The 14,364-nt window shown below is 44.3% G+C and carries 13 protein-coding genes and 1 riboswitch; of the genes, 1 reads left to right on the top strand and 12 read right to left on the bottom strand.

All coding sequences use genetic code 11. The features are described 5' to 3' along the window. Positions 1-27: 27 nt before the first annotated feature. Genes DRED_RS05635 through DRED_RS05600 form a run of 8 tightly spaced genes read right to left on the bottom strand, consistent with a single transcriptional unit; the run spans position 28 to position 8,237 of the window. Entirely contained in the window at positions 28-1,155 is a 1,128-nt protein-coding gene (locus tag DRED_RS05635; protein WP_011877402.1) for a type IV pilus secretin PilQ, read from the bottom strand. Positions 1,156-1,173: 18 nt separating this feature from the next. Next, on the bottom strand, positions 1,174-1,812 hold the full coding sequence (locus DRED_RS05630; RefSeq protein ID WP_011877401.1) for a hypothetical protein: 639 nt from the start codon (positions 1,810-1,812) through the stop codon (positions 1,174-1,176). A gap of 38 nt (positions 1,813-1,850) precedes the next feature. Then, positions 1,851-2,381, bottom strand: a complete 531-nt coding sequence (locus tag DRED_RS05625) for a type IV pilus inner membrane component PilO (RefSeq protein WP_011877400.1) — start codon at positions 2,379-2,381, stop codon at positions 1,851-1,853. A gap of 5 nt (positions 2,382-2,386) precedes the next feature. After that, positions 2,387-3,127 (bottom strand): PilN domain-containing protein, encoded by a 741-nt coding sequence (locus tag DRED_RS05620; RefSeq protein WP_011877399.1) that lies wholly within the window; start codon positions 3,125-3,127, stop codon positions 2,387-2,389. Positions 3,128-3,131: 4 nt separating this feature from the next. Next, a complete protein-coding gene (gene pilM / locus DRED_RS05615; protein WP_011877398.1) occupies positions 3,132-4,178 on the bottom strand; it encodes a type IV pilus biogenesis protein PilM in 1,047 nt (348 codons plus the stop codon). Between the two features lie 46 nt (positions 4,179-4,224). Beyond that, complete coding sequence (locus DRED_RS05610) at positions 4,225-5,430, bottom strand: type II secretion system F family protein (protein WP_011877397.1); 1,206 nt, start codon at positions 5,428-5,430, stop codon at positions 4,225-4,227. 46 nt (positions 5,431-5,476) lie between these two features. After that, positions 5,477-6,559 (bottom strand): type IV pilus twitching motility protein PilT, encoded by a 1,083-nt coding sequence (locus DRED_RS05605; RefSeq protein WP_011877396.1) that lies wholly within the window; start codon positions 6,557-6,559, stop codon positions 5,477-5,479. Position 6,560: 1 nt separating this feature from the next. After that, positions 6,561-8,237: a GspE/PulE family protein gene (locus DRED_RS05600; protein ID WP_011877395.1), complete on the bottom strand. Its 1,677-nt coding sequence runs from the start codon at positions 8,235-8,237 to the stop codon at positions 6,561-6,563. Positions 8,238-8,320: 83 nt separating this feature from the next. Then, positions 8,321-8,404: riboswitch (cyclic di-GMP riboswitch) on the bottom strand. Positions 8,405-8,573: 169 nt separating this feature from the next. Between DRED_RS05600 and DRED_RS05595 the strand changes: the two genes are divergently transcribed. Further along, positions 8,574-9,977: an IS1380-like element ISDre4 family transposase gene (locus DRED_RS05595; RefSeq protein WP_011876571.1), complete on the top strand. Its 1,404-nt coding sequence runs from the start codon at positions 8,574-8,576 to the stop codon at positions 9,975-9,977. 381 nt (positions 9,978-10,358) lie between these two features. On the opposite strand, the gene DRED_RS05590 is transcribed toward DRED_RS05595, so the two are convergent. From DRED_RS05590 to pilM (DRED_RS05575), 4 genes are all read right to left on the bottom strand, one after another. Then, positions 10,359-11,810, bottom strand: coding sequence for a TldD/PmbA family protein (locus tag DRED_RS05590; RefSeq protein WP_011877394.1), 1,452 nt, complete (start codon positions 11,808-11,810; stop codon positions 10,359-10,361). 104 nt (positions 11,811-11,914) lie between these two features. Next, a complete protein-coding gene (gene pilO / locus DRED_RS05585) occupies positions 11,915-12,670 on the bottom strand; it encodes a type 4a pilus biogenesis protein PilO (RefSeq protein ID WP_011877393.1) in 756 nt (251 codons plus the stop codon). After that, the gene (locus DRED_RS05580; protein WP_011877392.1) at positions 12,639-13,331 is read right to left on the bottom strand and encodes a PilN domain-containing protein; all 693 of its coding nucleotides are present in this window, start codon (positions 13,329-13,331) and stop codon (positions 12,639-12,641) included. Before DRED_RS05580 ends, pilO begins: the two co-directional genes overlap by 32 nt. Next, positions 13,319-14,350 carry a type IV pilus biogenesis protein PilM gene (gene pilM, locus DRED_RS05575; protein WP_011877391.1) on the bottom strand — a complete coding sequence of 344 codons (1,032 nt, stop codon included), beginning with the start codon at positions 14,348-14,350 and terminating at the stop codon, positions 13,319-13,321. The genes DRED_RS05580 and pilM (DRED_RS05575) overlap by 13 nt, the downstream gene beginning before the upstream one ends. Between the last annotated feature and the right edge of the window lie 14 nt (positions 14,351-14,364).

Genomic DNA, 14,364 nt, shown 5'->3' with positions numbered 1-14,364 from the left:
CCTTTCAAATCAAAAATATCTTATTTTTTATTCAGAATCCTTTTTATCGGAGTCACCTTGGGTAATTTCCTCCAGCTTCATTTCTGTCACCAAGTCCTTGAGCATCCTGATTTTATCAGGTGTTTCTTCTACCCACAGCACATGGATGGGTTCTGAGCTGGGGCCTAGGTTTCTGGAGATATTCATGTTGCCGGCGGATACGCCGCTGATCTCGCTGAGGAGATCCCGGGCTGAAGCTAAAGCCTGGTGGGCATAGGTACCCTTGGCCGTTAGGACAGGAGCCCTGGTTCTTTTACGGGTTCCGTCGATGTTATTTAAAGCGGTCTTTACTTCGGTTTCAATCTTTTTCGGACAGATCACCATCAGTTCGTGCCCGTAGCGGTCACCGTCCGTTGCAATGGTAACAATATCTTTAAAACCAAATTTTTCTAGGCGGGTGGCTGCATCTGCTGCTACTACATTAGTTAGTGTATAAACAAACCGGGCTTGCTGTTCTTCGATGGTTTTTTCTTTAACTTCTTCCACATCCACATTGGCAATTAGTTCGTGAACTTTTTCCAAGCCCTCGGCGGTTCCCTGAACCCATATAATATGAGGATTGGTATCAACAAGAACACTTTTAACCCCTTGTACACCGAGATCCGCAATCATCTTTTGCACTTTGTCGGTTGTAATATGATATGTATCAAATCTGGTTAAGATCATCTGACTAAAAAAGTCTTTTTCCAAATCTGCCGGTGTGCCAACAATCAGGATGTCTCCGTTCTGTACATAGGCTAATCCTTTGCTTTGGATAATCAGCTCAAAGGCTCCCTTGGGAGAGATATTCTTCGCCTGAAAATCCATTTCTATTGGCTCTGTGCCCAGCAGGATGATATTAACTCCCATTTTTATGGCCAAGGCAGAAAGGACATCCCGCAGGTCGGCACCCCTGACGTCCAGGGAGAATCCCCCCTGACTGCCATTGTCAGAGGCAGCCTCTGTGAAGGTGGGAAGGTCGTTATCACTTTTAATTGGAGTTGAATCAGCAAAGGATTCTCTTATACCAATCTGATAAGAAATAAGTGTTAACATAAATGCAATAAACAGTGTCTTTTTTATAACGTTTATGAGGTCTTTTTTTCTTTGTCTTAGATAATTATTTATCAGTGACATATCCTATCCCCCTTTCTGCTATTGTTTATTACTATCACTGGCAGTGGTATCCTTAGTCTTATCCTTGGCAGGCTCTTCTTTTGCCTTATCTTCTGCCTTTGGTTTGTCCTTGCTAATTTGCTCTGTTTTTGTGCGGCCATTGAATTCCAGATACATTCTTTCTTCTTTGGTCTTGAGAATGACTAAATCGGGTTTTATTGCTTCCACAAACAGCCCCTTGCTTATTTCCGTTCCCGGTTTGGCAATATAGGAGGTGTTGCCAAGCTCAATGATGGCCAGGTTGCTTCCCCCACCGCCGGTCATGATGCCCTTTAACTTCATTCTGCCGGCGAAGGGGTCCTTTAGGGTTGTTGCCTGCCCAAGGGTTCTTTTTTCCTGGGGTAAAAAGGTAGATACCGGTAGTTTGGGGTTAACCCCTGCCGGCGGGGAAACTTCTGCGGTCTGTCCATTCTGGGACTTAAAGGTGTCCATATTTAACTTTACCAGATAGACTAACCCCACCAGGGTAATTAGCAGGAAAACCGCCCCTAAGGCAACCTTTTTATTTTTCTTAAGATAGGGAAGGATATCTTCAACTTTGGTTTCGTTGAGTTTCTTCCATATCTGCTGAAATAGTTCTTTGTTTATTTCTATATCTTTCAGGCTTTTCTTCTGCATAGCTACCTTCCCCCTGGCCAAAAAAGCTTTCTCAAAATTTATTCATTGGTGAAAAAGGTACTGGCGGTTACATTAATGGTTATAATCGGTAAGTCAGGTTCTTCCTTGGTTATCTTTATTTCCTTAATCAGCACAGCCCTAGGCCCCCTTTGCAAATCCTTTAAAAAATCCAGCAAGCCCAGATATTGGCCCTCCAGTGTGAAATTAAAGGGTATCTCCCCATAGTCCTTTTGGTTAATATAGTCATCAAAGGAAATCTCAAGCAGGTGGAGATCATGGATACTGGCATTGGCCTGTAAGTCCTTGATAAGTAAATCTTCCAATGGTTCAGCAGGCATCACCTGTTCCAGTTTATCGATCTGTTCTTGTATATTAACCGCTTGTTTTTGCAGTTTTACCAGGGACTGTAATTGGGAATTGGTTTGTGTTAAGGCTGACTCTAATGACAAAGCCTCTTGCCGGGCCGCTTTTAATGACATTAACTGATGATAAATAAGGAAAACCATTAGGACACCGGCGATGACTGCTAAAAGTGCAGTAAGGTATTGCTGCGATTTCTTTTGCTTCATACTAATTATTCACCCACCCTTTGGCCGGATGGTTGTGTATCCCTGGGCTGTACCAGGGCAGCCTTTATTTCAAAAGTTGTGAGCAGTTCTCCAGCGGTCTCCTCCTCGGAGGAGAACTGGCAGCGAATACCCGTTATCTGGGGTATCTTTTCCAGTTCCTTAAGCCAATTGGCGACGGAAAAGTGATCTAAAGCATAGCCCCTGATATAAACTTCCCCGTAGGAAACAAGTTGTTCAGCTTTCTTTTTATCCTGATCTCCGTTATTAGAGAAACCCTTGTTTACCACATCATCTGCCACTTTATTTACTTTATCTAACATCTCATTATCTTTATTTAACATCAAATTATTCTGAGATGCATTCTTGTCATTTTTCTTTTCCAGACTGACTGAAAATTCCTCAAGCCAGACATTGGGCGGCATATATATGCCGATCCCCTCCAGCAGTGGAGTGTAATCGGCAGACGTACCCATTGCTTGCCTAACACGTTTATCCACCTTTTCTTTCTTTGCCTGAAGCTCCTGGTATGGTTTTAGGAGGGTTACCTGTTTTTCTAAACCCAGCTTCTGTTGCTGCAGCTTTGCTATATCACTTCTAACTTTTTGCGTGCCAATTTGGAGCCCGATCATAACACAAACAAATATTGCTAAAATTACTGCAGATATTATCATTAACCTTTGCTGCTTTTTTCTTTGCTCAAATTGATGCTTAATTTCCGGGGGTAACAAATTTATCCTTATGTCCATGTAGCTATTCCCCCAATCCCCTGAGAGCCAGACCTATGCAAGAGGTAAAATCTGTACCTATATCTGCAAAACCTAACCCATTACTTTGAAGACTCTCCTGAAGATTTTTTAGAGGATACAACACTTCAACACGAACTCCCAGTTCCTCCTGCAGACGTTCCGCAAGTCCGGAAATACGTGCCCCTCTGCCACTGAGGATAACTATTTCCACTGAACCTGCATTGGCCTGGGCCAGGTAATAACTAACTGAGGATCGAATTTCATTGGCCAGGGTGGTGCTCCAATCCTCAGGAGTATTAAAGCCTGTATAGCTTCTAGCAGCAACCTCCTCCGTTGCAGCCACCAGGGGCAGTGAGGTCAGGTTTTCATCAGCCAACGGGACATTTACCTCACGGGCATAGGATTGCAGGGAATGGGATATTACCCTAGAAAAACGTGGTATCCCTTCATGTACCAGTTGAATGGTCGTAAGACCATTGGCTAGGTCCACCAGAACAAGGCTATCTGAAAGCTGCTCTCTGGTGAGTGTTCTCAGTAAAGCAAGATAAGAAATATCTACGACCTTAGGCTGTAGATGGGCGGCCTCCAAGGTCCTCAGGCTGATATCCAGCAAATCCTTTCTGGCAGCCACCAGCAGTACTTTTAATTTAATATTGTTTGCCTTTTTATCCTCACCCAGCACAGCATAATCAAAAACAAGTTGCGAGTTATCAATGGGAAAATATTCTCCGGCTTGAAACCGCAGGGCCTGTGCCAGTTTTTTGTCCGGTATTTTGGGGAAGGTAGTGTAGCGCATAAACACGCCTTGATTGCAGATTCCCAGTACCACTTCACGATCCTTAATATTATGCCTTTCCCATAGATCCCGGATGGCCTGTGCCACGGTTTGCACATCAACAACGATTCCATCAACCACAGCGTGGTCCGGAATGTCAATTTGCCCAGCAGTAACCAGTGATGCAAAGCGGGCAGTCCCCTTTAACTCCACAACCCTGATTATGCCAGTATCTATCTGCAGCCCAACTGCACCAGCGGGTTTAAAAAATGCCATAAGATACCCTCTCCATAAACTGCAATATGATAATTCTGTTTGACACCTATTTGCCTACCGACGTTACAACAGAAAATATGGGTAGGTAAATGGCAATTACAATGGCCCCGATGGTAATACCAACGATGATCAGTAGCAGGGGTTCCAGGATAGAAGAAAGACCTTTGGTCATGGTGGCTACTTCTTCCTCATAGAAATCAGCTACCCTTCCCAGCAAAACCGACAGTTGACCGGTTTCCTCTCCCACCGCAATCATATTTATTACCATAGGAGGAAAGAATTTACTTTCCTTCAAGGGGGTAGCGATACTCTGCCCTTCCTGAATCCGTGTCCCTGTCATTCGGATCGCCTCGGTCACCTGCCTGCTGCCAGAGGATGGCCCGGCAGATTCCAGGGCCTGTAACACAGGGATACCCCCACCAAGCAGTGTTGCCAACATGCGACTGAAACGGGCAATGGTGGCCTTTTTAAATAGTTCCCCAAAGATGGGTAGGCGAAATTTTATTTCATCCCAAGTTTTACGGCCCAACTCACTGCCCAAATATATTTTAAGACCCAGAATGGTCAGCACAAAGCCCAAGGCATGTAGATACCAATAATTCCGCATTGAATTACTGAGCCCCACCACAATTTGGGTGGGCAGGGGTAATTTCATACCCGGGGGAAACATACCAATAAAAATCGGTACTACAAAAAACATCATAGCCAGAATTACAAGACCCGCAAAGGTTAGAACAATGGAGGGATAAAAGGTCGCCGCCTTTAAACTATCTCGCAGCAGCTTATCCTTCTCCAGTTGTAGGGATAGTCTTGTTAAAATTTCATTTAAGGAACCACTCATTTCCCCCGCCTTTACCATTTCAATATACATGGTGGAAAAAATAGCTTTATGTGAACTTAGGGCCTCCGAAAAACCAATACCACTCTCAACCTTGCTGGCAACTTCACCAGCACAACTGGCCAGTATAGGGTTACTGGTTTGCTCACTGAGGGTATACAGACAACGAGTTAAAGGAATCCCTGCTGTTAGCATGGCGGCCAATTGACGACTGAAAAAGGCTAACTCGCCAAGCTTAACCTTACGCTTACCAAAAGATGTTTTAATGACTGATTCTTTTAGTTCTTCCACTTCTAGGGTTGTGTAGCCCATCTTGCTTAGGCGGGATGCCACAGTCCATTCGTCTTCTGCCTCTAATTTCCCTTCAATTGTGTTGCCAAGCTTATCCATTGCCTCGTAGGAGTATAAAGGCATATTACCCCCCCACCCGCTTTATATAACTGTTTCTATACCATATCTATTAGAAGCCTCTGTTCAAGGCCCGTTCCAGTTCAATTTTATCAACACAGCGCTCAAGGGCCATGTTACGGCTAATTTTCCCTGTTAGACAAAGGGTTGCCAGTGCTTGATCCATGGTCTGCATGCCGGTATTCCGGGAAGTCTGCATAACCGTATACAATTGGTGCTCTTTTCCTTCACGAATTAAATTTCTCACAGCAGGATTGCTGAGTAAAAGTTCCACTGCAATGGTTCTACCCTTACCGTCCGCTCGGGGTATCAGCTGCTGGGCAATAACAGCTTGCAAAGAATCTGCCAGTTGCTGTCTGATCTGGTTACGCATGCCTTCTGAGAACACATCCACAATACGATTCACTGCCAAGGTGGCTGTTTGGGTATGCAGGGTAGAAAACACCAAATGACCCGTTTCGGCGGCAGTAAGTGCTATGGAGATACTTTCCAAGTCCCGCATTTCCCCAACTAAAATAACATCGGGGTCATGGCGCAGTACATGACGTAGGGCGTTGGCAAAGGAGTGGGTATCAATGCCCACCTCCCGCTGCTTAATAATGGATTTTTTGTGACTATGCAAAAATTCAATGGGATTCTCTATGGTTACGACGTTTAAGCTTCTTTCTTGGTTAATTAGATCAATGATCGAAGCTAGGGTGGTGGATTTGCCGCTGCCGGTGGGTCCAGTCACCAGCACCAACCCTCGGGGTAAGCGTGAAAATTCCTTGACGGTTGGCGGCAAGCCTAAATCATCCAGTTGTGGGATATTTATGGCTACCACTCGGAAGTTTACAGCCAGCGTTCCCCTTTGCCACATAATATTACCACGAAAGCGACTTACCCCTGGAATTGAGTAGGAGAAATCCAGTTCCAAATCCTTCTCCAGTTGCTCCCTTTGGTGTGGCTGAAGAATGGGATAAATGATATCCTCTATATCCTTGGGCAGCAACCTCGGTACATCTTCCATCCGCACAAGTTCGCCATAAACCCGTACCGCCGGAGATGTCCCCACATTTAAGTGCAGGTCTGAACCGTTCATGCCGACGGTGCGTATTAATATTTCATTGATATCCGGTATTTTTCGGCTATCCATGTTAAACAACCACCCTCAATACTTCTTCCAGCGAAGTGATACCTTGTTTTACCTTTAACAAACCATCCTGCCGGAGAACAACCATGCCCTCTTCTAGGGCGGCACTTGTTATTTCTTTGGCCGAGGCCTTCTCCAGGGCCAGGCGTTGAATTTTCTCTGTAACAAATAATAGTTCGTAGATTCCTACCCTGCCTCGAAAGCCGGTATTGCTGCAACGCATACAGCCTTTGGGCTTATATAGGGTAACCACGTCCTCTCCTTCTGCAAAGGGGAAGTCCGGCACCTTTGCCAAATCCCTTCTGGTTAACTGAATGGCTTCCTTACAATGGGGGCAAAGGACCCGGGCCAAGCGCTGGGCTAAAACACATACTAAAGATGAAGCAGTAAGAAAGGGTTCTATTCCCATTTCGGTTAAACGGCTGATGGCCCCAGGGGCATCATTGGTATGTAGGGTAGCAAAGACCATATGTCCAGTCATGGCCGATTCTATGGCAATTTTTGCAGTTTCTTGATCACGAATCTCACCCACCATGATAATATCCGGGTCACTGCGCAGGATGGAGCGAAGACCTGAGGCAAAGGTAAGACCTGCCTGGGGATTAATCTGAATCTGGTTTACGCCTTCCATCCGGTATTCCACAGGGTCTTCAATGGTAATAACATTCTTACCGACCCAATCCACAGCGTTTAGGCTGGCATATAGGGTGGTACTTTTGCCACTGCCGGTGGGCCCGGTTACCAGTATGAAACCGTAGGGTAATTGAACAATCTCACGGTATCTTTCAAGAATTTTGGGTGCTACACCAAGTTCTTCCAGGGTAATCATTCTGGCTGAGTTATCCAACAGGCGCATGGTTAACCTTTCACCATAACTGGTGGGTAAGGTAGCCACACGAATATCAATGGGTCTCCCTTCAATTTTCAGGGATATACGTCCGTCCTGGGGTATCCTGCGGTCGGCTATATCCATATTAGCCATAACCTTGATGCGAGATACCAGGGAGGCATGCATCTTTACCGGCGGCTCCATAATATCATGCAATACACCATCAATTCTAAAGCGTACCCTCATGCGTTGTTCATATCTCTCAATATGAACGTCACTGGCCTTGGCGGCTACAGCCTGGGATAAGATCATGTTGGCTAACTGGACAGCCGGTTTCTGGTCGTCATCTATATTTGCTGTAATTTCTTCAATTTGTGGTGTTTCTTCTTCAACCTTGTTAAATTCCATTGCTTCTCTGCTATATTTTTCAATGGCAACGTCCAATTCACTATCGGGAGAAAACACTGGCTTAATGTCAAAGCCTGTTAAGACACGTAAATTATCGATGGCTACAATATCCGTAGGTTTTTGCATTGCCACCATCAGCTTTCCTTCACTAAAACCCAGGGGCAGGGCTTTATAGCGCTTCATAACATCTACAGACACGGCAGTAATAGCTGCAGGGTCTATGGTATGGTTTTCCAGTGACACAAAGGGAACCCCCGCCTGCTTGGCAATGATTCTGGCTATATCGTCCTCTGAACAAAACCCCAACTGTACCAGGGTTTTACCCAGAACACCGGTTTTCCCCGGGTGCTGTCTTTGATATTCCAGGGCATCTTCCAACTGTTTCTGGCTAATAATACCTTCATTTACTAACCAGGTACCTAAAAAACCACGGGTAAATTTCATAACAAATCCCCTACTATAAAACTTATTATTAAATGCAAAAAATCCAAAACACAAGTTTGAAAACTTAGGGCTTTGGATCTTCCTAAGGCGGCCCGGCTACCATAGACAATGTCCTTAGGCCCGTGGCTTTGCGTCCTTTCCTTTCGGAAAGTTTGCCTTTTAATTTTATTACATTAAACTATAAAGGATTCTATTGTACTATGTTAGTACGTATTATAATTCTCCTGAATCCGTAAAGTAATTTTCTGCCTCACCCCATAATTTATAGGGAAATGAAGGAATATGTAGAAATATACATCTAATCGATATTTCTAATCTTCACCTCAGGGGTGCAACATGAAAAAGATAAGAAACAAGAAAATCAAAACCAAAAACAGAGACGATGATAGGCTCACTATCTTTGAAATTGAACAAGGTGACGAAGAGCTAACCACCCATTCGGGCTTAGCTCTTATCGGAGCCTTACTGACTAATACCAAGATAAAAACACGACTGAACAATACAATGTCTGCTGAACAAAAGAAACCCCATATTTCTAATGGAAGTGTTGGTATTGCCTACATTGGCTTGTTATGCCAAGGCAAGAGTGATTTTGACCACATTGAACCCTTTCGAGAAGATAATTTCTTTGCAATCTCGTTAAACATCAAAGAGACACCGTCAAGCCCAACCCTTCGCCAACGATTAGATATGGTTGCTAAAGATAAGCAATGGAATAATATCCTGTTGGAAGAATCTGCGGGGCTAATCAAAAAAACAAATGCACCACTAACCCCAGTGTACCTGGGTCAAGAAAATAGAGCTTATCTTCCACTAGATATTGATGTGTCTCCCTTTGATAACTCCAACACCAAAAAAGAAGGGGTCTCCCGCACCTACAAAGGCACCGATGGTTACGCTCCCATCTTTGCATATCTAGCAAAGGAAGGTTATTGCGTAAATACTGAGCTACGCCAAGGGAGTGAACATTGCCAAAAGAACACCTCAGAATTCGTTGCCGAAAGCATTCGCTATGCCAGAAAAATTACCCAGTTGCCTTTGCTTTTAAGGATGGACTCAGGCAATGACAGCGCTAGTAATATTGAAATTTGCTTAAATGATGATACTAAGGCTGATTTCATTATTAAGCGAAACCTTCGCAAAGAAACCCCTGAAGGGTGGCTACTATTGGCAAAGAACAATAAAGATATTTACTGCCAGGAACGTGAAGGTAAAAAAGTCTACTATGGTTCCATGATGAAATACAAAAAGGAGCTGAAAAGAGAAATCAGGGTAGTTTACAAAATTACCGAAAGAACCTTTGGTAAAGATGGCCAGATATTTCTCGTACCCCAGGTGGAGGCAGAAACCTATTGGACCTCATTGCCAGACCCTCCACATGTAATCGAAAGACTATACCACGAACATGGCACCAGTGAGCAGTTTCACAGCGAACTTAAGACAGACCTGGATTTAGAAAGACTGCCCTCTGGCAAATTTGACACTAACAACCTAATACTACATTTTGGAGTAGTGGCCTACAATCTGTTGCGCATGATAGGACAATCAACAACTAGAATGCAGCATGTGCCCTTGCGAAAGCAGGCAGAACGCCGTAGGATTAGGACGGTGATTCAGAACTTAATCACGTTGGCATCACGGTTAGTTTCACATGCAAGAAAGAAGAAATTACGATTTGGAAAGCACAGTCCCTGGTTTGAAACATTTAAACAAGCTTACTCTGTGTGTTTAGCAAGATAGAAATATCCACAGAACGATAAAACTTTGCACTAAAAGGAGTGCTTAGATTTTTATTGCCAAATTTAAGCTCAATACTATTGAGAGATTCATTAAATGCTAGTGGCAATTCTTAAAATATAAATTTTTACATATTTTACTGAAAGATAAGGTTACAGAATAGGTAACTCACGGATTCAGGAATTCTGCAAAAAAATATAATTTCCTATATATGATACTTTATTTATTTAAAGTTTAGTTTAATTTTACCTAAGAATTTTTAAAGAATAGATGACCCTACTTAAGAGCAATAGTAGGGCCATCTATAACTCTTGATTGAACTTGTGAATATACCAATTACATTGACATTGCAACACCCAGAGAACAAAGGTTCTTTTAATTTTGTTATAGTCTTCTTATCTTGCCATAGCCTTCTTCCAACTTTCTGCTAAGTTGCTTACCGTCATCACCATGGGCAGTACCACCCACAACCAATTCTTTGATGGCCATGGTTGGCTGGGCATCGGATACCGGTGCCCCCTGGCCGTCTTTACCACAGGTACCGATGGTAAAGCCCAAGTCGGAACCAACCCGCTCCACCATATTCAATACCTCGGGACCGTTGCCCGTAAGGGTGGCGCCACGGACCATTTGGCCAATTTCACCGTCTTTTATTAGATAGCCTTCTGCCACATCAAAGACAAAATCCCCGGTGGTGGTGTTCACCTGGCCACCACCCATTTTTTTTACCAGCAGGCCGCTTTTATAGTCCTTAATAATTTTTGCCGGATCTTCTTTGCCCGGCGCAATGTAGGTATTACCCATCCGGGGCAGTGGCTTATGCTGATAGGATTCCCTGCGCCCATGACCATTGGACTGCCTGCCCTCTTTGGTTGCTGTCAGGTGGTCATACAAATAATCCGTTAAAATACCATTCTCAATCATGGTTACTTTACGGGAGGGCACCCCTTCATCGTCAAAGCGGTAAGAACCATAACGATTGGGCAGGGTGGCATCGTCCACTACAGTTACCAGTTCACTGGCCACCTGCTGTCCCTTTTTATTAGTATAAACTGACAACTCCCGTTGTTCTAGATCTGCTTCCAGGCCATGACCACAGGCCTCATGAACCATGGTACCACCGGCTTCTCCGGCCATAACCACCGGCATTTTACCAGAGGGAGCAGGCACCGCACGGAGCATACTAACAGCTCGCTTAGCGGCTACCTGGGCAAATTCTTCGGGATTGTGTTCCTCAAATAATTCAAAACCGGCATGGCTACCAATGGCATCGTAGCCTGTTTGGATGACACCCTCTTCCGCAGCCACCACATTTACCACCATACGGGTACGGATTCTTTCGTCCTCTACATAGACCCCTTCACTGTTGGCCATGGTAACCCTTTGTACGGTGTCACCATAACCTACAATAACCTGCTTGATTTTTTCTTTATCCACATTTCTGGCGGCCTTTTCCACCTGCTTCACCAGTTCTACTTTGCTGGTGGTAGGGACACTTTCCGGCCGGGTTTTGATTGCAAAATCCACCAGAGGTTTCAGGGTCGTTAGATCCATGGAAAGGTCTCTTTTGCTGCCCTTGGCAGCATGACTAACAATTTTAGCAGCTTCCAGCAGACCTGCCTTACTGGTGTCATTGGTATAGGCATAGGCAGTAACTTCCCCGGACAATACTCGGATACCGGCACCGGCATCCAGCCCGGAATGAACCCGCTCAATTTTGCCGGCTTCCATACCAATACCCGTAGTTTGTTTTTCTTCCATAAAAATATCGGCAAAGTCGCCTCCATTGGACAGGGCAACACTTAATACTTCTTTTAAACTATTTTTCTCAACCAATACGGGTTCCCTCCTAAAATCAGGCAAACTATTTATCCTTTCTAGTTTCTGCCTGTTAAAACGAATCTATACAATAGAGCATTACTACTATTTTATAGTATATTTCAAGGATTGCCAATTCGTTCCTTTTCTTCCGGCAGGAAATCCATCCAGGGCGTTGTCATAGCCTCCAGCGGTGAAAGGGGTTCCACTGATTGAAAGGCGTTATGCCTGCCTACCTTCCACTGGTCCATAAGTAATTTACCCTGCTCCAAAGCTTGTCCCTCTTCCTTAACAGAAAAAATCACCAGATCCAGTTCAGCAGTGATAACTCCATTTTCAAGTAACGAGCTCTCTCCATTGGCAGAGCCAGGAAAATCAGCAGCTTTACTCAATGGACGAAATTCTGTCCGGCGGATTTCCGAGATGTTAGGTAAGTTCTCCAAAACCTTTACATAGTCAACAATATTGTTATAATACCCCTGAACTTTCAGGGTAAAGGGAATTTCTAAGTATAGCTTTCTATCCACAGCCTGCATTGGCTTGGTGTCCTGTATAAAAACTTTGCTTTCATAGGCCTTCCAATTTAGATAGGCCAGAGCATCCCCCGTGTACAAGCGGGTATTAAACAGTGGTAACAGAGAGTTAAGTTTCTTGTCCATTTCTTTGGCAGTTTCTAGTTGTTGCTTTTCTCGAGCCAAAACCATTTTTAACTTGCTTACTTCTTGCTGTGTGATTTGCAGTTTGCTTTGCACTTCACTATACTGATTCATCTGCCCCTCGATAACCAGCCTATAAAAACCTGTGCAAAGCAGCATGAAAAGGAGGCAAAGCAGCAACACTTTTTCCCTAGGACTTAGGAGAAGTACTCCTTTGAACATGCCGCTCCCCTCCCTTGACCCTGGCAGCCAGTTCAAATTTTATTACCTTCCACTGCTGATCATATCTTGCTTCAACCAACATGACATTTGCAAAATAGGGAAGCCGGCCCAGGTTATCCACCAGGACACCCACAGACCCCATGGACCAGGTGGCACCGTATAGGTATATCATATTGGGAACCGGCGGGGACTGGTGCATATCGGCAGTGGCTTCTTTGCTTTCTTTCTTTTGAGCCCTTGCTGGCAGCTCTAAAACAGATGACACAAATCCGCTACCCCGTGGCATGTTCTCCACCTTTTTTATTTCTATGCCTGTTAACCAGGTATCCATGGGCAAGGCCAGGGGCAATTCCTGCAACAAATCGTACCATAGCAGGCGGTTCTTAATCATTGTAGAAAGGGTGAGGTATTGTTCTTTTTTCCTTTGGTTCATTGAGGCCAACCTTTGAATGGGTTGAATTTTCTCCCGCAGTTCCACTAGGTTTTTGGTTTCCTGCTCCAATTGGCTTTGTAATAGGATTAGCTTGCTGTAAAACAAGCCATAAACAATTAACAGGCAAATTAGCATGAGTATTGTTCCCATAATAAAATAGTTCTTCCTGGGGTCGTACTTTGCTTCCGATGGTGATAAATGGTTGGGTAATAGGTTTACTTTGTACATTGGGATTTTACCTCCCTCAGGGCAAGCCCCAGAGGAACTGCATAGGAAGGATCATAGGGAAAATCTGAAGACTTGCCGTCACCATATCCCTGCCAGAAAACCGGCACCTCCACTTGGACAGGTATGCCACAGGCATTGCTTAAATATTTATCCACGCCAAGTATTCGGCAACCGCCGCCGGTTAAAATAACGCGGTCTACCTTGCCTCCTGCAACTTGGGAACTGTAAAAGTCTAAAGATCGTTTTAGTTCCAAAGATAATTCTTTTATAGCATTTGGTACCTGAATCAACGCATTGTTATGTGGTTGGTTGGATTCTTCGGCCAAGTTGGTCAAGTAGTAATCTTGCCCTAGACTACTTTCTTGGAAAGCCTGTTCCCCAATTGTTATTCCCCGCAGGAATTTTATTTCTCTCTCTTTTATTATTAAAACCTGAGCATAGGTCAAACCAATATCCAAAACGGCCAGGGTGCCTGTATTCTGGGAAGAAAATAAGCGCCAAAGTCCAAAGGCTTGCAAATCAATGGCTTTGATGGTTAAACCTGCCATTAAAAAAATATAATAATACTGTTCCACCAGACTTATGGGAGCAGCAATTAACATGATATTCAGTAGGTCCGTTCCCCCTTCCCTACCCAGCTTTACATAACGTATTATCAGGTCCTCCACAGGCAGAGGAATATACTTTGCGGCCTCAGCTTCCACTGTGTCTGCCAAGGCTTTGTCCTCCATAAAGGGCAATTTAATTTGCCTGGTAATGACCTTAGAACCGGCTATGGCTGTAATAACCTTCTTATCATTAATGCCTGCTATTTCAACCAAGCGGCCAATGGCCTGGGCCGTTTCTTGTTCAGCCAGTTTTCCTTCCCTGGAGGGAGGTGCGGGTATGCTGGCACAGGTGGTAATAATAGGAACCCTCTGGCTATCTTTTACTTTAACCAGTTTTAGGCTATGGGTTCCTATATCCACCGCCGTTAAACAGGCTCTTGGTTTAATCAGTTTTTGTAAAAATTTTTTCACCTTATACCTCACTA

The sequence above is a fragment of the Desulforamulus reducens MI-1 genome, assembly GCF_000016165.1.
GTDB lineage: Bacteria > Bacillota > Desulfotomaculia > Desulfotomaculales > Desulfotomaculaceae > Desulfotomaculum > Desulfotomaculum reducens.
This window is presented reverse-complemented; position numbering and strand designations above follow the sequence as displayed.

Excerpts from the sequence above, each read along its gene's own strand:
- DRED_RS05630 (WP_011877401.1), bottom strand. The coding sequence starts at position 1,812 with ATGCAGAAGAAAAGCCTGAAAGATATAGAAATAAACAAAGAACTATTT.
- DRED_RS05600 (WP_011877395.1), bottom strand. The coding sequence starts at position 8,237 with ATGAAATTTACCCGTGGTTTTTTAGGTACCTGGTTAGTAAATGAAGGT.
- DRED_RS05620 (WP_011877399.1), bottom strand. The coding sequence starts at position 3,127 with ATGGACATAAGGATAAATTTGTTACCCCCGGAAATTAAGCATCAATTT.
- pilM (WP_011877398.1), bottom strand. The coding sequence starts at position 4,178 with ATGGCATTTTTTAAACCCGCTGGTGCAGTTGGGCTGCAGATAGATACT.
- DRED_RS05605 (WP_011877396.1), bottom strand. The coding sequence starts at position 6,559 with ATGGATAGCCGAAAAATACCGGATATCAATGAAATATTAATACGCACC.
- DRED_RS05610 (WP_011877397.1), bottom strand. The coding sequence starts at position 5,430 with ATGCCTTTATACTCCTACGAGGCAATGGATAAGCTTGGCAACACAATT.
- DRED_RS05595 (WP_011876571.1), top strand. The coding sequence starts at position 8,574 with ATGAAAAAGATAAGAAACAAGAAAATCAAAACCAAAAACAGAGACGAT.
- DRED_RS05580 (WP_011877392.1), bottom strand. The coding sequence starts at position 13,331 with ATGTACAAAGTAAACCTATTACCCAACCATTTATCACCATCGGAAGCA.
- pilO (WP_011877393.1), bottom strand. The coding sequence starts at position 12,670 with ATGTTCAAAGGAGTACTTCTCCTAAGTCCTAGGGAAAAAGTGTTGCTG.
- DRED_RS05635 (WP_011877402.1), bottom strand. The coding sequence starts at position 1,155 with ATGTCACTGATAAATAATTATCTAAGACAAAGAAAAAAAGACCTCATA.
- DRED_RS05625 (WP_011877400.1), bottom strand. The coding sequence starts at position 2,381 with ATGAAGCAAAAGAAATCGCAGCAATACCTTACTGCACTTTTAGCAGTC.